At 68.6% G+C, this 16,844-nt stretch carries 11 protein-coding genes; 5 read left to right on the top strand and 6 right to left on the bottom strand.

What is annotated here, in order from left to right:
- Positions 1-50: 50 nt before the first annotated feature.
- The 5 genes from I6J77_RS16475 to I6J77_RS16455 all read left to right on the top strand — a co-directional run bounded on the left by I6J77_RS16475 (position 51) and on the right by I6J77_RS16455 (position 6,273).
- Positions 51-734, top strand: a complete 684-nt coding sequence (locus I6J77_RS16475) for a TMEM175 family protein (RefSeq protein WP_204109872.1) — start codon at positions 51-53, stop codon at positions 732-734.
- The gene (bioD, locus tag I6J77_RS16470) at positions 731-1,411 is read left to right on the top strand and encodes a dethiobiotin synthase (protein WP_204109871.1); all 681 of its coding nucleotides are present in this window, start codon (positions 731-733) and stop codon (positions 1,409-1,411) included. The genes I6J77_RS16475 and bioD overlap by 4 nt, the downstream gene beginning before the upstream one ends.
- A 52-nt stretch (positions 1,412-1,463) precedes the next feature.
- The gene (locus I6J77_RS16465) at positions 1,464-1,811 is read left to right on the top strand and encodes a hypothetical protein (RefSeq protein ID WP_204109870.1); all 348 of its coding nucleotides are present in this window, start codon (positions 1,464-1,466) and stop codon (positions 1,809-1,811) included.
- Positions 1,812-2,093: 282 nt separating this feature from the next.
- The gene (gene dcp, locus I6J77_RS16460) at positions 2,094-4,289 is read left to right on the top strand and encodes a peptidyl-dipeptidase Dcp (RefSeq protein WP_204109869.1); all 2,196 of its coding nucleotides are present in this window, start codon (positions 2,094-2,096) and stop codon (positions 4,287-4,289) included.
- 148 nt (positions 4,290-4,437) lie between these two features.
- A complete protein-coding gene (locus I6J77_RS16455) occupies positions 4,438-6,273 on the top strand; it encodes a monovalent cation:proton antiporter-2 (CPA2) family protein (RefSeq protein WP_204109868.1) in 1,836 nt (611 codons plus the stop codon).
- A 44-nt stretch (positions 6,274-6,317) separates the two neighbouring features.
- On the opposite strand, the gene I6J77_RS16450 is transcribed toward I6J77_RS16455, so the two are convergent.
- From I6J77_RS16450 to I6J77_RS16425, 6 genes are all read right to left on the bottom strand, one after another.
- The gene (locus I6J77_RS16450; protein ID WP_204109867.1) at positions 6,318-9,752 is read right to left on the bottom strand and encodes an ankyrin repeat domain-containing protein; all 3,435 of its coding nucleotides are present in this window, start codon (positions 9,750-9,752) and stop codon (positions 6,318-6,320) included.
- Positions 9,753-9,888: 136 nt separating this feature from the next.
- On the bottom strand, positions 9,889-10,182 hold the full coding sequence (locus I6J77_RS16445) for a YcgL domain-containing protein (RefSeq protein ID WP_056715437.1): 294 nt from the start codon (positions 10,180-10,182) through the stop codon (positions 9,889-9,891).
- 93 nt (positions 10,183-10,275) lie between these two features.
- A complete protein-coding gene (locus tag I6J77_RS16440; RefSeq protein ID WP_204109866.1) occupies positions 10,276-11,685 on the bottom strand; it encodes a coniferyl aldehyde dehydrogenase in 1,410 nt (469 codons plus the stop codon).
- 159 nt (positions 11,686-11,844) lie between these two features.
- Entirely contained in the window at positions 11,845-14,337 is a 2,493-nt protein-coding gene (locus tag I6J77_RS16435) for a TonB-dependent receptor (protein WP_239309061.1), read from the bottom strand.
- Between the two features lie 71 nt (positions 14,338-14,408).
- Positions 14,409-15,575 carry an SO2930 family diheme c-type cytochrome gene (locus tag I6J77_RS16430; RefSeq protein WP_204109864.1) on the bottom strand — a complete coding sequence of 389 codons (1,167 nt, stop codon included), beginning with the start codon at positions 15,573-15,575 and terminating at the stop codon, positions 14,409-14,411.
- On the bottom strand, positions 15,572-16,807 hold the full coding sequence (locus tag I6J77_RS16425) for a parallel beta-helix domain-containing protein (RefSeq protein ID WP_204109863.1): 1,236 nt from the start codon (positions 16,805-16,807) through the stop codon (positions 15,572-15,574). Before I6J77_RS16425 ends, I6J77_RS16430 begins: the two co-directional genes overlap by 4 nt.
- Positions 16,808-16,844 lie beyond the last annotated feature (37 nt).

Genomic DNA, 16,844 nt, shown 5'->3' with positions numbered 1-16,844 from the left:
CGCGGCAAAGCCCGTATTATGCGCCGAGCCATCATCACGGGGGATGCCAGATGAGTCTGACCGAGCAGCGCGAAGGGATCGAGGCGGGGCGGCTGGACATGTTCGTGGATGGCGCGTTCGCGTTCATCCTCACCTTGCTGCTGATCGGCGGCGAGTCGATTCCCGACAGCACCGACAAGTTGCTGCACGCGCTGGGCGGCATCCCCGCGTTCGCCGTGTGCTTCTTCCAGATCGCGTTTTTCTGGCATGGCCACGTGCGCTGGCGCAAGCGTTGCCTCGGCGCCGGCGCCAGCGGACGCTGGCTGTCGCTGCTGCTGGTGTTCTTCGCGATGATCTTCGTCTACCCGCTGCACATGGTGTTCTCCGGGGTGTTCTCCTCGATCAGCGGCGGCTACCTGCCCGGCGATTTCACGGTGAACGGGCCGGCCGACATGCGCACGCTGTTCGTCTGCTACGGGTTGGCCTACGCCTGCATGGCGGGCACCCTGGCCCTGCTGTTCTCCGACGCGGCCAGGGTCGCCGCCCGGCAGGGCCTGGACAACCTGGACGCGCGCCGCGAGATGCGGATCTGGATCGTGCCGGCGGCGATCGGCCTGGCCTCGGCGCTGGTCGCCCTGCTGATGCCGTTGTCGGTGCCCGGGTGGATGTGGTCGATCCCCGGCATGATGTATTCGCTGCTGTTCCTGATCGGGCCTGTGACGAGTCACTTCGACCGACGTCACGCGCCGGCATGATGTCGGCGGTGTTCATCGCCGGCACCGATACCGGCATCGGCAAGACGCACTCGGCCTGCACTCTGCTGCATGCCCTGCGCGCGGCCGGTCACCACGCCTGCGGCATGAAGCCGGTCGCCAGTGGTTGCGTGGAAACGCCGCAAGGCCTGCGCAACGACGATGCGCTGGCGCTGCTGGCGGCAGGCGTTGATCCGGAACTTCCGTACGCGCTGGTCAATCCGGTGGCGCTGCGCGACCCGCTGTCGCCGCATCTTGCCGCGGCCCACGATGGCGTGGCGATCAGCCTGGCACCGTTGCGTGCGGCTTTCGAACAACTGGTCGCGCGGCACTCGACGGTGGTGGTGGAAGGCGTGGGCGGCTGGCTGGTGCCGCTGGCGCCCGGCCTGCTGGCCTCGGACATCGCCAGGCAATGGCAGCTGCCGGTGATCCTGGTGGTGGGCCTGCGCCTGGGCTGCCTCAGCCATGCCTTGCTCAGCGCCCGGGCGATCGTGGCCGACGGCTGCCACCTGCTGGGCTGGATCGGCAACCGGGTGGACCCGTCGATGGACGCGCCGGAAGAAAACCTGGACACGCTGCGCGCGTTGCTGCCCGCGCCGTGCCTGGGCGTGCTGCCGCACGGCGTGGCACCGGCGCAGGCCGCCGGCTGCCTGGGCGCGGCCGTGGCAGCCTTGGACTGAGCTTCACATTCGATGTGTTCGGATGGCGCACGTTTCCCACGTCGGAGTGACCATGGCCCGCAACCACTACTACCTTTCGATCGCCGACATCGTTCACGCACGTGGCGACGACCCGCGTTTCTCGTGGGAGGGCGCCGGCCCGGACGGTTTCGCCAGCACCCTGCAGCAGGCCTTGCGCAGCGACGAGCTGTTCCAGCGCTGGCGCGCGGCGCAGCCCGATCCGGATGCGGTCGACGACAGTCTCGGCGCCACCGACCCGACCGCGCAGGTGGACGCGCGGGTGGTCGACCTGCACACCGAGGTGGACCTGATCACCGACCTGCCGATGAGCGTGGTGCGCCATCGGCTGTACCTGATGATCGGCGGCGCCTGGCAGTTGCGCGACCTGCGCGCCGCCTGAGTCGCAGGATTCTGCGCCGCTTCACGGCGTCACCGTTTGGAAACTGGCTGTCGTCTCGCCAGGAGCGTGGGCGGTAGAAACCAGGTGAGCGAGGCAACGCGGTTTTGAGTCAGGTTTTTCGATCGTTTGAGGCGAATAGCCATAGCTATTCAACGAAAAGGAGCGGAAAAGCTGGCCAAAACCGCGCAGCCGCAGCCGCTTGTGTTTCTACCGCCCACGCTCCTACAGTCGGCGGTCAGACTTCCGTGCCCGATGCCGGGCGCACCACTCCTGGGGAACCCGATGCTTCGACTGCGCACGATTGTGATCGCCACCACGATGGCCCTGGCCGCCTGCTCGCAGCAGCCGGAAGGCGCCGCCAACCCACCCGCGCCGGCCGCTTCCGCCGCCAGCACCAGCAGCGCCGCGCCGGCGGCCACCGACATGACCAGCAATCCGTTCTACAGCGCCAGCACGCTGCCGTTCCAGGCGCCGCCATTCGACAAGATCCACGATGCCGACTACCAGCCCGCGATCGAAGAGGGCATGAAGCAGCACATGGCCGAGATCGAGAAGATCGCGAACAACCCCGAAGCGCCCACCTTCGAGAACACCTACGTGGCGATGGAGAAATCCGGCGCCATGCTCAACCGGGTGATGACCGCCTTCAACGCGGTCACCGGTGCCAACACCGACGACGCGCTGCAGAAAGTGCAGGAAGACGAAGCGCCGAAGCTGGCCGCGCACGAGGATGCGATCTACCTCGACAGCAAGCTGTTCCAGCGCGTGCAGACGGTCTACGACCGGCGCGACACGCTCAAGCTCGACCCCGAATCGGCGCGCCTGGTCGAGGTGGTCTACCGGAACTTCGTGCACGCCGGCGCCAAGCTGTCCGACGCCGACAAGGCGAAGCTGAAGGACCTCAACAAGGAAGAGTCCACGCTGAGCACCGCGTTCACCAACAAGCTGCTGGCCGCAACGAAGGACGCCGCGCCGGTGATCGCCGACAAGGCGAAGCTGGCCGGCCTGTCCGATGCTGAACTGGCCGCCGCCAGCCAGGCCGGCAAGGACCGCAAGCAGGACGGCAAGTACGTGCTGTCGCTGCAGAACACCACCCAGCAGCCGGAGCTGCAGGACCTCACCGACCGCGCCACCCGCCAGGCGCTGTTCGAGGCCTCCTGGAACCGTGCCGAGCAGGGCGACGCGAACGACACCCGCAAGACCATCGAGCGGCTGGCGCAGATCCGCGCCGAACAGGCGAAGCTGCTCGGCTTCCCGAGTTATGCCGCGTGGAAGCTCGACGACCAGATGGCGAAGACGCCGGAAACCGCGCTGAAGTTCATGCAGGACCTGGTGCCTGCCGTCACCGGTCGCGCCAAGGTGGAGGCGGCCGACATCCAGGCGGTGATCGACCAGCAGCACGGCGGCTTCAAGCTGCAGCCGTGGGACTGGAACTTCTACGCCGAGCAGGTGCGCAAGGCGAAGTACGACCTCGACGAAAACCAGATCAAGCCGTACTTCGAACTGGACAACGTGCTGCAGAACGGCGTGTTCTACGCGGCCAACCAGCTGTACGGGCTGACCTTCAAGGAGCGCAAGGACATCCCGGTGTACCAGCCGGACGTGCGCGTGTTCGAGGTGTTCGACAAGGACGGCAGCTCGATGGCGCTGTTCTACTGCGACTACTTCAAGCGCGACAACAAGAACGGCGGCGCCTGGATGGACAACCTGGTCACCCAGTCGAAGCTGCTGGGCACCAAGCCGGTGATCTACAACGTCGGCAACTTCAGCAAGCCGGCCGCGGGCCAGCCGGCGCTGCTGTCGTTCGATGACGTGATCACCATGTTCCACGAGTTCGGCCACGCGCTGCACGGCATCTTCGCCGACGAGCAGTACCCGACCCTGTCCGGCACCAACACCGCGCGCGACTTCGTCGAGTTCCCCTCGCAGTTCAACGAGCACTGGGCCACCGATCCGAAGGTGTTCGCCCACTACGCGAAGAACTACCAGACCGGCGAGCCGATGCCCAAGGCGCTGGTCGACAAGATGACGAAGGCCGGCAAGTTCAACTCCGGCTACAACATGACCGAGCTGGTCTCGGCCGCGCTGCTGGACATGAACTGGCACATGCTGGGCGCCGACGCGCCGCTGCAGGACGCCGACAAGTTCGAAGCCGCCGCGCTGAAGAAGGACGGCATCGACCTCGGCTACGTGCCGCCGCGCTACCGCTCCAGCTACTTCCAGCACATCTGGGGCAACGGCTACGCCGCCGGCTACTACGCCTACCTGTGGACCGAGATGCTGGCCGACGACGCCTTCGTGGGCTTCAAGGAACACGGCGGCCTGACCCGCGAGAACGGCGACCGCTTCCGCGCGATGGTGCTGTCGCGGGGCAACACCGAGGAGCTGGCGAAGATGTACAAGGACTGGCGCGGCCAGGACCCGCAGATCGAGCCGATGCTGGAAAACCGCGGCTTGAAGGACGCGCCGAAGAAGTAAGCCGTTGCAGCATCCGTGTTGGAAGATCAGGCCCGCCGCAAGCGGGCCTGATCGTTTTGGGAAACTGCGAGATGAAACCGCACCGACAGCGGGTGCGGCCGGCCTTCACGTGGAATAATCGAACCTCCCCGACTGGAGCCGCACGCGCTTGGACAACCATCACTACCTGCAGACCGCGCTGGTGTTCCTGCTGGCCACGGTGATCGCGGTGCCGCTGACCAAGCGCTTCCGGCTGGGTTCGGTGCTGGGCTACCTGCTGGCCGGCGTGGTGATCGGGCCGCAGTTGCTGGGGCTGGTCGGCGATACCGCCGGGGTCAGCACGATTTCCGAGTTCGGCATCGTGCTGATGCTGTTCGTGATCGGCCTGGAATTGTCGCCGCAACGGCTGTGGGTGATGCGCCGCTCGGTGTTCGGCACCGGCCTGTTGCAGGTGCTGGCCAGCAGCGTGGTGATCGCGGCGGTGGCGTATTTCCTGGAAGGCCTGCCCGGCAAGACGGCGGTGGTCGTGGGCGGCAGCCTGGCGCTGTCGTCCACCGCGTTCGGCCTGCAGATCCTCGCCGAGCGCAAGGAGGCCGGCTCGGCCTACGGGCGCCAGGCGTTCGCGATCCTGCTGTTCCAGGACCTGGCGGCGATCCCGCTGATCGCGATGGTGCCGTTGCTGGCCACGGCCTCCGCCCGGCATGGCGTGGACCTGACCGGCGCCATGCGCACGATCGGCGTGATCGTGGCGGTGGTGGTCGGTGGTCGCTACCTGTTGCGGCCGGTGTTCCGCTTCGTGGCCAAGGCCGATGCGGTGGAGGTCTCCACCGCCACCGCGCTGCTGGTGGTGATGGGCACCGCCTGGCTGATGGAGCTGGCCGGTGTGTCCGCCACGCTGGGCGCCTTCCTGGCCGGCGTGCTGCTGGCCGATTCCGAATACCGGCACGACCTGGAATCGCATCTCGAACCGTTCAAGGGGCTGTTGCTGGGGCTGTTCTTCATCAGCGTCGGCATGTCGATGGATCTTTCGCTGCTGCTGCACCAGCCGCTGCACGTGCTGGCGGTGGTACTGGTCCTGATGCTGCTGAAGGGTGCGCTGCTGTGGCCGCTGGGTCGACTGGTCGGCGGGCTGGATCGCGCCGAGGCGCTGCGGCTGGCGGTGCTGCTGGCCTGCGGCGGCGAGTTTGCATTCGTGGTGTTGAAGCTGGCGCAGGAGCAGCAACTGCTCGACGGCCCGCAGCACAACCTGCTGGTGCTGGCGATCTCGCTGTCGATGGCGTTGACGCCGCTGCTGGTCGCCGTGTCGTCGCGGCTGCTCGGCGGCAAGGCGAAGAAGCCCACCCGCGCCTACGACACCATCGACACGCACGTGCCGCGGGTGATCATCGCCGGCTATGGCCGCATGGGCCAGATCGTGGCGCGCGTGCTGCGCGCGCAGAGCATTCCGTTCGTGGCGCTGGACCATTCGGTGGAGCAGATGGACCTGATCCAGCGCTTCGGCAACGTCACCGACATCTTCTACGGCGATCCGGCCCGGCCGGAGCTGCTGCGCGCCGCGCAGGCGGACAAGGCCGAGGTGTTCGTGCTGGCCAGCGACGACCCCGAGTCGAGCCTGCGCGTGGCGCGGGTGGTGCGCCGGCAGTATCCGCACCTGAAGATCATCGCGCGGGCGCGCAACCGCCAGCATGTGTGGCGGCTGATGGACCTGGGCGTCGACGAGCCGGTGCGCGAGACGCTGTATTCCAGCCTGAAGATGACCAAGCAGGCCCTGGTCGCGCTGGGCCTCACGCCGGAACAGGCGGTCGACCGGGTGGAACGTTTCCGGCGCCAGGATGCGGAGCTGATCAAGGCGCAATACCTGGTCTACGACGACGAAACCAAGCTGGTGCAGACCACGCGCGAGGCGCTGGCCGACCTGGAGCGCCTGTTCGAGGCCGATGCCTCGCCCGAAGCCGAGCGAGCGCGCGAGCGCGATGCCGGCACCCCGCTGACCGGGGAAGAGTGAGGCGCTGATCGGGCGATGGCCGCGCCGGGGCGCGCGGCCGCGCCTCAGTCGGCCGGCTGGGCGGGCTGGCGCAGGGTCTGTCGCACGCTGGGGATCGCGCTGCTGCGCGCGGCCAGTTCGTGGGCGATGTCCACATAACCGAGTTGCCGGGCCACGTCCGCCGCGCTGCGTCCGAACGCATCGGCCGCGTTGCGGTCGGCGCCGCGCGACAGCAGCACGCGGGCGGGCGGCAACAAGGCGTGCATCGCGCAGGCGTGCAGCGCGGTGACGCCTCGCTGGTCGGCGTGGCCGACCTGGGCGCCCGCGTCCAGCAACAGCGGCACCAGCGCCCCGATGTGGGTGGCGTCGCAGCTGCTGCCCGGCCGCAGCTGGGCGCCGAGCAACAGCAGCAGCGGCGTCTTGCCCTCGTGGTCGGCGTGGTTGATGTCGGCGCCGCGCTTGAGCAGCACGTCGAACAGGCGTCGCGCGCGCAGGCTGTCGTTGTGTTCGAAGCCGAACTGCGCCGCCGCGTGCAGCGCGCTGCGCCCGGCGTTGTCGACCGCCTTGATGTCGGCGCCCGCATCGAGCAGCTGTTCGGCGATCTCCGGATAACCCATCGCCGCCGCCGCCATCAGCGCGGTGGCGTCGTTCGGCAGGCGCTGGTCGACGGCGACTTCGCGCTGCAGCAGCAGGGCCACCAGCGATTCGCGCCGCGCGGCGACCGCGGCGGCCAGCGGGGTCACGCCGCTGCGGGCGGCGCGGGTCGCGTCGGCGTTGGCGTCCAGCAGGCAGGCGGCGATCTCGCGGTGACCGGCGCCGCAGGCGTGCAGCAGGGCGCTGGCGCCCTGTTCGTCGAGGGTGTCCACGGCAAAACCCAGTTCCAGCAGTCGCTGCACGCTGGCCAGCGCGCCGGCGCGCGCGGCGGCGGGAAGGTCGCTGGCGCGCAGCGCGCGATCCGGCCGCGACCAGTCGCGCCAGTCCAGCCAGCGCTCCACCGCGGGATGTTCCAGCGCCAGGCCCAGCGGCGTTTCGCCGTTGGCGTCGGTGGCTTCCGGGTCGGCGCCGTGGGCGATCAGTGCGCGCACCAGCGGCAGCGCCTGGGCGCCGTGCTCCAGCGCGGCGAACAGCGGCGTGCGGCCGTCGCGGTCGCGTGTGTTGGGATCGCAGCCCCGCTGCAGCAGCGCCTGCAGCAGTTCCACCTGGTCGTTCACCGCGGCCAGTTGCAGCGGGCTGCGCGCCCGGGCGTCGGGGCCGAACGGATCGGCGCCTGCCTCGAGCATCTTCAACGGCAGCGCGGCCGACTGGGCCGCACCGTTCGTGTTCAGCAGCGCCTGCGCCAGCAGGCCGGCGCCGGCGGGCGTGGCGCCGGCTTGCAGCAGGTCGTCGAGCGCTTCGGTGGCATCGGGAAGCTGCTGCAGCAGCGCATCGAACAGGCGCTGGCCCGGTGGCGGCAGGTGCGGCGTGTCGCCGGTGTCGGCGTCGTCGATCTGCGGTGCGTCCAGCCGCGCTTCGGCGGCCAGGCCGTGTTCGAGCAGCCAGCGGCGGGCGGCGCCCAGGCCGGGCGAGGCCAGTTCCAGATACATGCGGGCCAGCTCGGCCTGCGGCCATTCGCGTACGCGGGCCACGAAGCCCGAGACGATCGCCCAGTGGCCGAAGCGCAGGGCATCGAGCAGGTGTCCGGGGGTGTCGGCGCCTTCGGCCAGCACGTCCTGGCTGAGGCTGGTCGGCAGCGGCGTATCCGGATCAAGCACGGCGACCAGGTCCCAGCGTCCCGCGGCGGCGGCATGGTCGAGTGCGCTGCGACCGTCGCTGGCCGGTGCCTTCGGGTCGGCGCCCAGGGCAAGCAGGGCGCTGATCGTGCCGGCGTCGGCATGCGGCGACTGGCAGGCGAGGGTCAGTGCGTCGCGACCGTGGCTGTCGCGCAGGCCCGCGTCGGCCTTCGCCTCGGCCAGCAATTGCACGATGCCGCCGGCGCCGGCGCGGGCCGCTTCCATCAGCGCGCTGCTGCCGCGGTGGTCGACCAGGTTCACGTCGGCACCGGCGGCGCAAAGCGCGCGGGCGATCTGTTCGTGGCCTTCGGCGGCGGCGCCGAGCAGGGCGTGCCGGTGGCGTGCATCGCAGGCATTCACCGGGGCGCGGTGCTTGAGCAGCAGCTTCACGCCTTCGACGTCGTCGTCGGCGATGCCGCTGGCGGCGACCAGGGCCGGCTCGCCGTCGGGCACGACGGGCTTGGCGCCGTGCTCCAGCAGGAACTTCGCCAGCGGCCAATTCGCCGCGCGGCAGGCGGTGGCCAGCGGGCTGATGCCGGCCTGGTTCAGCGCGTTGATCGGTGCGGCGGCATCCAGCAGCATCGCGGCCACGCCGGCGTCGGCGCTGAGTACCGCGCCGTGCAGCGCGGTGTTGCCTTCGGCATCGGTGACCAGCGGGCTGGCGCCGTTGGCCAGCAGGGTCAGCACCGCCTCGGCGCGGCCGTGCCAGCTGTCGCGGGTGGCGGCCAGCAGCGGGGTGATGCCGCCGCTGGCGCGATTGACGTCGGCGCCCCGGGCGATCAGCGCGCGCAGCAGGCGGGTGTCGGGCAGCAAGGCGGCCAGCATCAGCACCGGCCGCTGGTCGCGATCGTCCGCCGCGGGCGCGGTGCCCGGGTCGGCGCCCACCTCGACCAGCGCCAGCGCGCGCTCGATGTCGCCGTCACGGGTGGCGGCGAGCAGCGCGGCGGCCTGTTCCGGCGTGCCGGCGGTGCGCTCGACCTCGGTGAGGATCGGGCGATGCACCGGGGTCGGCGCCAGGTCGGAGCGCCGGCGCGCATGCCGGCTTTCGCACAACAGCGCCCGCAGCGTGCGGTTGGCGATCACCAGGCAGCCGGCCGGCAGCAGCACGATGCCGTACAGGGCCAGCGCCGCGATGCGCGGCTCGGAGGGCACCACGCCGTACAGGCCGGTCAGCGTGATCGCGCCGAAGGACAGCACCAGCAGCGAGAACGCGACCGGCAGGAAGTGGCTGAAGAAGTGTTCCTCGCGCGACAGGTGGCGGCCGAATGCGACGCTGCGCAGGGTGGCGGTGAAGATCCACGAGCCGTCACGCTGGCTCGGATAGGCGTCATCCCACAGGAACACCAGCCCGAACGCGGGCCACAGCCGCCACAGCGCGACCAGCGCCAGCACCAGGGCAGCAGCCAGCAGCAGGGCGCCGCTGAGGCTGGGCGCGTGGGTCAGCTGCATCATCGGCCAGGCCACCAGCACGAACACCGCCACGGTGTAACCGGTGAACATCACCAGGTGCGCGGCGCCACGGCGCAGCACGGTGCGCATGAACTTCGGTTCCGGATCGAAGCCGATCGCATGGCAGACCGCCGCCAGGGTCAGCGCGTTGGCGACCAGCAGCGGAATCAGGGTCAGCGGGTGGTTGACCAGGCCGGCCACGAAGACCGCCAGCAAACCGGGAACGAACCAGGCCAGGGCTTGCAGAAAGGGAGGGCGGCGACGTGATTTGGGCTGGGTCATGGAGGGAGTATAGAAATCGTTGGATGGGCAGACGGTAACCAAGTGTTAATGCCGATGGAAATCGGCCGATGGAAATCCGCCGATGTAGATCCGCCGGCGCGAACAGGCCGGCGGAATCCGCGCGCAGGTCGGCGCGTCACTCGTCCCGGTCATCCTGCGGGGAGTGGGTATACGGCAGGTGGTTGGCCGCGGCCAGCGTTTCGTTGGGCGGCACCTGCAGGTGCCAGCCCTGCTCGCGCAGGTGGGCGAGGACCTGCGCGGTGTCTTCCACCGGCAGCTTGCGCTGTTCGTCCAGCTGCACTTCCATCACGAAACGCAGCTCGCCCAGCAGCAGCAACAGCGACTCGGGCAGCCTGGCGAACGCGTCGCGTTCGGCCAGCCACAGGTAGCTGCCAGCCTTGCGCAGGCTGGCGTAGACGAAACATGGCATCGCGAAACCCATCGGAAAGTGCCGGGCCGGCCCCGGCATCGCATCGAGGGTAGCAGGTGCGCAAGCCGGGCGTGCCCGGCTGCGGCCCGCGGTTCAACCGCGCTTCAACAACAACTCGAGCATGCGCCGGAAGCGCGCCCCGTACGGCGGGTTGAGCAGGCCGGTGCCGTTCAGGCGGGCCTGCCGGAACACCGGCTTCAGGTGCGAAAACGTGCGGAAGCCCGCTTCGCCGTGATAGCCGCCCATGCCCGAGGCGCCGACGCCGCCGAACGGCAGCTTGTGCTGGGCGATGTGGTACAGCGTGTCGTTGACGCTGACGCCGCCGGCGTGGGTGCGCGCCAGCACGCGGTCGACCAGCGCCTGGTCGTGCTCGAACAGGTACAGGGCCAGCGGATGCGGCCGCGCGCGGACGTGGGCGATCGCGTCATCCAGGTGGTCGTACGGCACCAGCGGCAGCAGCGGGCCGAAGATTTCCTCGCGCATCACCGCCATGTCGTCGCTGACGCCGGTGAGCAGCTGCGGCGGCAGCAGCCGGCTGGCGGCGTCCTCGCCGGCCTCGCCGAGCCGGTGCAATTGCGCGCCGGCGGCCAGCGCGTCATCGCGCAGGCCGGTAAGGCGCTGGTACTGCCGGTCGGAAACGATGCTGGCGTACTGGCCGTTCTGGCCCAGCGCGGGGTACATCTGCGCCAGTACCTTGCCGGCGGCCTCGATGAACGCCGGTATCCGGGCGCGCGGCAGCAGCACGTAGTCGGGCGCGATGCAGGTCTGCCCCGCATTGACCAGCTTGCCGAACACGATGCGCTCCACCGCGTGGTCGAAGCGCGCCCCGGGGCCGATGATCGCCGGTGACTTGCCGCCCAGCTCCAGCGTCACCGGGGTGAGGTTGGCGGCCGCCGCGCGCATCACGTGGTGGCCCACCGCGGTGGAGCCGGTGAACAGCAGGTGGTCGAACGGCAGCGCGGAAAACGCCTGCGCCACCGCCGCGTCGCCGTTCACCACCAGCACTTCGTCGGCGGCGAAATAGCGGGCCATCTGCTCGGCGAACAGCGCCGAGAAACGCGGGGTGAACTCGCTCATCTTCAGCATCGCGCGGTTGCCGGCCACCAGCGCGTCGACCAGCGGACCGACGGCCAGGTACAGCGGATAGTTCCACGGCACGATGATGCCGACCACGCCCAGCGGCTGCGGGCGCAGTTCGGTGCGCGCGGGCAGGAACAGCCAGTCGGCCAGGCGCCGCCGCGGCTTCATCCAGCGCCGGCCATGGCCGAGCGCGTGGCGGATCGCCGACAGGCTGGGGAAGATCTCCAGCAGGTCGGTTTCCTCGACCGGGCGCTGGCCGAAGTCGGCGTGGATCGCGGCGGCGAAAGCCTTGCGCTGCTCGCGCAGCATCGTCTCCAGCTTGCGCAGGCGCTGCGCGCGCAGCGCCCACCCCGGCATCGGTTCGCGCGCCTGCGCCTCGCGCAGGCGTTGCAGGTCGGCGGTCAGCGGCTGGCTTTCGGTCATGGGCTTCTCAGAGTCTGTGAAGAAAGCCACTTCCTGTCGCTTTCTTCTATCGCACGTCCGGGACATGCCCGGACGTGCTCGCGCGAATCAGTCACTTGCGTGACCGATCCGCGTCCGGCCATCCCTGGCCGGACTTCGAGCTTGAAAAATCACCACCTCTCAGAATTTCACGCGCAATTCGACGCCGACCGCGCGTGGTGGGGTGATGCTGGCGAACGGCGTGCCGAACACGCTGGTGGAGATATTGTTCACCCCGGTCACGTAGCGCTTGTTGAACACGTTGTTGGCGTACAGCGCGACGCCCCACTGGTCGTCGGCCGCATGCCAGTCCAGCCGCGCGTCGGTGCGTTGCTGGGCGACGCCGGTGTCGAAGTTCGGGCTGATCTGGCAGGTGCCCTGCAGTTGCGAGTCGCGGTTGCAGCGCGACTTGCCGCGGTAGGCATGCGACAGGTCGAACTCCAGCGCGCCGCCCGCCACGCCCTGCCAGGTGTACGACAGCGAGCTGGCAAACGAGAACAGCGGCTCGCCGGTGGGCTGGCCGGACAGGTCGGCGCCCGACGGCGCCACCGCTTGGCGGTAGGTGGCGTCGATGTAGGCACCGGTGAAGCTGAGCTTGAACGCATCCACCGGTTGCCATTGCGCCTCGAACTCCAGGCCGTGGGCTTCCTGGTCGGTGCTGCTGACCAGGTAGCGCGGCACGCCGGAGCCGGCGCTGTTGGGATCGAGCGTGAGCGACTGCTTGTTGTCGTAGCGGTAGTAGTACACCGAGCCGTTCAGCAGCAGGTGCTGCTCGGGGAACAGGGTCTTCAGGCCGGCCTCGTAGTTGAGCACCTTCTCCGGGTCGAAGCGCGAGCCGATCTGCACGCTGTTGTAGCCGCCGGCCTTGTAGCCCTTGGTCACCGAGGCGTAGCCCATCACGTCGGGGGTGAACTTGTAGTCCAGCACCACGCGGGGGCTGAAGTCGTTCCAGCTGTTCTTGTCCTTCACCAGCACGTTGACCGGGGCGCCGCCGGCGGCGTTGAAGATCAGGTTCTGCTGGAAGGGACTGGGGTCAATGACGATGCCGAGTGCGGCCAATTGCGGCAGCAGTTCGGCAATGGTGGCGTCCAGTTCCGGCGCCTGACGCAGCGGATTGAACCAGGAGAACTGCTTTTCGTCCCGGGTGAAGCGAGCACCGGTGGTGAGGCTGAGCCGATCGGTGAGATGCCAGATCACGTCGCCGTACGCGGCGTAGGCCTTGAAGCGACCAACGTTATCGATCTGCTCGCGCCAGGGATTGCCCAGCAGGTGGTACTGGCCGAAGCCCAGCAACGGCAACACCGAATCGTAGAAGGCGAAGGTGTCGGTGAACGGATTGCCGCCCACGTTCATCGCCAGCGAATCGACGCTGTCGGTGAACACGTTGGTCTGGCTGGTCTGCCGCGCGTGTTCGTCGTAGTAGCTGACGCCGCCGACCCAGTCGGCGATGCCGGCGGTGCCGGCGAACTTGAATTCCTGGTACCAGCTGTTGTTGCTCTCGATGTTGGCGGTGTCGAGATAGGTGGCGCGGTTGTTGGTGCCGTCGTAGTCGCCGCGGTTGTAGGTGTTGAAGTGCCGCCACGCGGTGGTCGAGGTGAGGCTGCCCCAGCTGAAGGAGTGGTCGACGGTGAGCGTGGCGCCGTCGAAGTGGCGCTTCTCGCCCGCATTCACCGTGTCGTTGTACAGCGGCGCATGGCGCGGATCGAGGTAGCTCGACGAATCGGCCGGAAACGGCGGGACCTCGTCGTTGAACGGAGGGTCCCGCGTCACGTAGTCCGATTTCGCGATCAGCCCGATCGCCGGCTGCGGCGGCTGCTTGAGTTGTTCGTGGTCCCACGCCAGCAGCACGCGGGTGTCGGGCGTGGCGTTCCAGCGCCACACCAGGCGGCTGCCCCAGTCGTGGTCCTTGCCGTAGCTTTCGCCGGTGGCGGCGTCCTTGATCCAGCCGTCGCTGCGGTTGTCCAGCACGCTCATGCGCACGGCCATGTCGCGGTTCACCGGCACGTTGACCAGGGCGTCGGCGTACTTGCGGCCGTCGTTGCCGAAGCGCACGCGGGCCTTGCCCTCGAAGTGGTCGCTGGGTTCGTTGGTGACGATCGAGATCGCGCCGGCGGCGGCATTGCGGCCGAACAGCGTGCCCTGCGGCCCCTTCAGCACTTCGATCCGCGCGATGTCGTTGAACGCCAGCAGCGCGCCGCCGGAGCGGGCCGCATAGACGCCATCGACGTAGACGCCCACGGCCGACTCGGTGCCGATGCCGAAGTTGCTGGTCTCGATGCCGCGCATCTGGTAGCTCGGCTGGGTCGGCTGGTCGGCGCCGACCACCAGGCCGGGCACGAAGATGTCCATCCGGCTGAGGTCGGTCGCCGCCAGCGTGTCGATCTGCTTCGCGGTGACGATCTGCAGCGGGATCGGCACTTCCTGCATTTCCTGCGAGCGGCTTTGCGCGGTGACGGTGATCTTGCCCAGCTGGGTGACGTCCTTGACCGGGTCACTCGCCGGCGCATTGCTGCCGGCGGCATCCTGCGGCGGCGCGTCGGCGCCGAAGGCCAGCGACGGGCTGCACAGCAACAGCAGCGTGCTGCCGCCGAACAGCAGTTTGCGCAGGCTGATCGAAAGTGGGCGTTGACGCATGTTCATTCGGTGCTCTCCCCTTGCATCGGACCGCGCGGCCATGGACAGCCGCGCACAGTTGTCTTGTGGAATCAGTGGATCGCCACGCAGCTCCCCGGCTGCGCCGCGATCCATGCCTTGATCAGCGCCACGCCCTCGCGGTGCACGGTGCTGCGGCCGAGCTCCGGCATCATCACGCCCGGTTCGGTCGACGACAGCCGGTAGGGCAGGATCGACTCGTCCGGCTGGCCCGGCACGATGTCGAAGAAGTGGTCGCCGGTGCCCTGGCCGGCCGCGGTCGGCGGCTTGCAGATGCCCAGGTGACGGTCTTCCGGCGTGGTGTAGTCGAGCGTGAGGCCGGTGGTGTTGGCCGCGCCGTTGGCGTTGTGGCAGTGGCCGCAGTTGATGTCGAGGTAGGCGCGGGCGCGGGCGTCCAGCGGTGCGTGCGGATCTTTCCAGTTCGCGTCGCGGGGGACGTCGGCCGCGGCGGGCAGGCCGCCGAGGTAGCCCAGCTTCACCAGGTGTTCGAGCTGGTTGGCGCTGCCCTCGGCGTAGTGATAGTCCTTGTTGAGGTGGCGCGCCTTCGGCCCGATCGGATGGATCTTGCGGCTGACCCAGTCCTGCGCATGGCAGCTGGCGCACTGGCTTTCGTCGGGCACCACGTAGTTGAAGTCCTCGCGGGCAGGTATGCCGGCGGCCGGCTGGTCGGCGACCAGGGTCATCGGCAGCACCGCGCCGGTGCGCGCCAGGGTGGCTTCGGTCTGCGCCTCGTTCCACACATAGGGAATCGCCGCCCAGCCGTCCTTGCGATGGACCAGGATGCGCGTTTCGACCAGGTGCACGTGCGCCATGTCCAGGCCCTGCCCGGCGAAGTCGCGCGAGTAGTCGTCATTGCGCAGGACCTCGCCCACCTTGCCGTCGGCGGCGCGCGGGTAATAGAAGGTCTTGCTGATCACCGTGCCGACCGGGAAGTCCAGGGTGTCGGTCGGGTTGTATTTTGCCGACGTGCCCGCGGGCATCCAGATCGTGCGCAGCTTGTGCGCGTAGTCGGTGAACAGCGGCGTGTTGAGGTCGTACGGCACCACGCCGGCGTTGAGCTGCAGCTTGCCGTCGTGGACCTCGACCACGTGCCAGTCACCGAGCTTCTGCGGTCGGCCCTCGGCGTGGAAGGCCACCGGCGCCATGCCCTGCTGGCATCCTGCCAGCAGCAGCCATCCCAGCAGTGGAAGTGCGTAACGCCAGTGTCGCCCTGCCGTCATGCCTTCGGCTCCGGGTTCAGCACCACCGGCGACAGCTTCGGCAGCGTGCACTGGTAGGGCTTCATGTCGTTGCTGGGGCTCTTGTAGTCGTGCGGGCCGTCGGCGTTCAGCACGCCGCTGACGTCCTGGATGCAGATGCGGTCGGCGGCCGGCGGCAGGCCATCGACCAGGCTCTTCGCGTCGACGTAGCCGTCCCACAGCACGTCGGGGAAGTGGCCGGTGAGGCCGTACATGGCCGTCTTCAGCGTCTTCAGCTTGATCCCGTCCGGCGAATCGCCGCCGCCCTTGAGCCGGTTGCCGTAGATGAAGATGCCCTTCGGATACGGGTTGTAGTTCGGCGAGACGCCGCGGGTGTTGTAGTAGTTGGTCGAGAAGTAGCTGGCGATGATCAGGTTCGCGGTCTGGTTGTCGGAGATGTCGTTGTCGAAGATCTCCACCTTGTCGTTCGAGTTCACCACCACGCCGGAGCCGGCCGGCACGCTGGCCACCGCGGCGCCCTTGGCGGCGAAATTGTCCGTGTTGTTGGAGTAGATCTTGTTCTTGAACACCCGCGTGCTGTGGCCTTCCTGCGACAGGTTCGGCATGTTGAACACCAGGATGCCACCGGTGTTGTTGGTGGCGGTGTTGCCGTAGACGTCGGCGTTCACCGAGTTCTCGATCTCCACGCCGGCCACGTTGTACTCGGCGCGGTTGTTGCGCACGATGATGTCGTGCGACTGGCCCACGTAGATGCCCGCGTCGGAAGCGCCGATCACCACGGAGTTCTCGATCAGCACGTTCTGCGTCTTCACCGGATACAGGCCGTAGGCGCCGTTGGTGGTCTTCGGGCCGCCGGTCCACTCGATGCGCACGCCGCGAATGGTGATGTTCTTGCCCTGGTTGATCTTCAGCGCGTCGCCCTTGGTGTCTTCCAGCGCCAGGTTCTCGATGGTGAAGTCGCTGGCGTTGACCAGCAGGCCTTCCGGCCCGACCACCTGGCCCTTGAACGACAGCACGGTCTTGTCCATGCCGGCGCCCTTGATGGTGACGCCGTCGGTGCGCAGGCTGAGACCGCGCCGCAGCGAGTAGTGGCCGGCGGGAATCTCGATCACGCTGCCGGGCTTGGCGTCCAGCAACTGTTCCTGCAACCTGGCTTCGAAGCTGGCGTCGGTGCCGCTCTGTGACGCCGGCTCGGACTTGCCGCAGCCAGCCAGGGCCGCGGCGATCGCCACCGTGATGAACAAAGTGCGCATGTTGCTGACTCCCCGTTAGGCATCGAATGCCGACAAT

The sequence above is a fragment of the Rhodanobacter sp. FDAARGOS 1247 genome (assembly GCF_016889805.1).
In the GTDB taxonomy this organism is placed as follows: domain Bacteria; phylum Pseudomonadota; class Gammaproteobacteria; order Xanthomonadales; family Rhodanobacteraceae; genus Rhodanobacter.
Note: the sequence above shows the minus strand (reverse complement) of the source record. Positions and strands in the feature narration are given on the sequence as shown.

Excerpts from the sequence above, each read along its gene's own strand:
- I6J77_RS16475 (WP_204109872.1), top strand. The coding sequence starts at position 51 with ATGAGTCTGACCGAGCAGCGCGAAGGGATCGAGGCGGGGCGGCTGGAC.
- bioD (WP_204109871.1), top strand. The coding sequence starts at position 731 with ATGATGTCGGCGGTGTTCATCGCCGGCACCGATACCGGCATCGGCAAG.
- I6J77_RS16465 (WP_204109870.1), top strand. The coding sequence starts at position 1,464 with ATGGCCCGCAACCACTACTACCTTTCGATCGCCGACATCGTTCACGCA.
- dcp (WP_204109869.1), top strand. The coding sequence starts at position 2,094 with ATGCTTCGACTGCGCACGATTGTGATCGCCACCACGATGGCCCTGGCC.
- I6J77_RS16450 (WP_204109867.1), bottom strand. The coding sequence starts at position 9,752 with ATGACCCAGCCCAAATCACGTCGCCGCCCTCCCTTTCTGCAAGCCCTG.
- I6J77_RS16445 (WP_056715437.1), bottom strand. The coding sequence starts at position 10,182 with ATGCCATGTTTCGTCTACGCCAGCCTGCGCAAGGCTGGCAGCTACCTG.
- I6J77_RS16440 (WP_204109866.1), bottom strand. The coding sequence starts at position 11,685 with ATGACCGAAAGCCAGCCGCTGACCGCCGACCTGCAACGCCTGCGCGAG.
- I6J77_RS16435 (WP_239309061.1), bottom strand. The coding sequence starts at position 14,337 with ATGCGTCAACGCCCACTTTCGATCAGCCTGCGCAAACTGCTGTTCGGC.
- I6J77_RS16430 (WP_204109864.1), bottom strand. The coding sequence starts at position 15,575 with ATGACGGCAGGGCGACACTGGCGTTACGCACTTCCACTGCTGGGATGG.
- I6J77_RS16425 (WP_204109863.1), bottom strand. The coding sequence starts at position 16,807 with ATGCGCACTTTGTTCATCACGGTGGCGATCGCCGCGGCCCTGGCTGGC.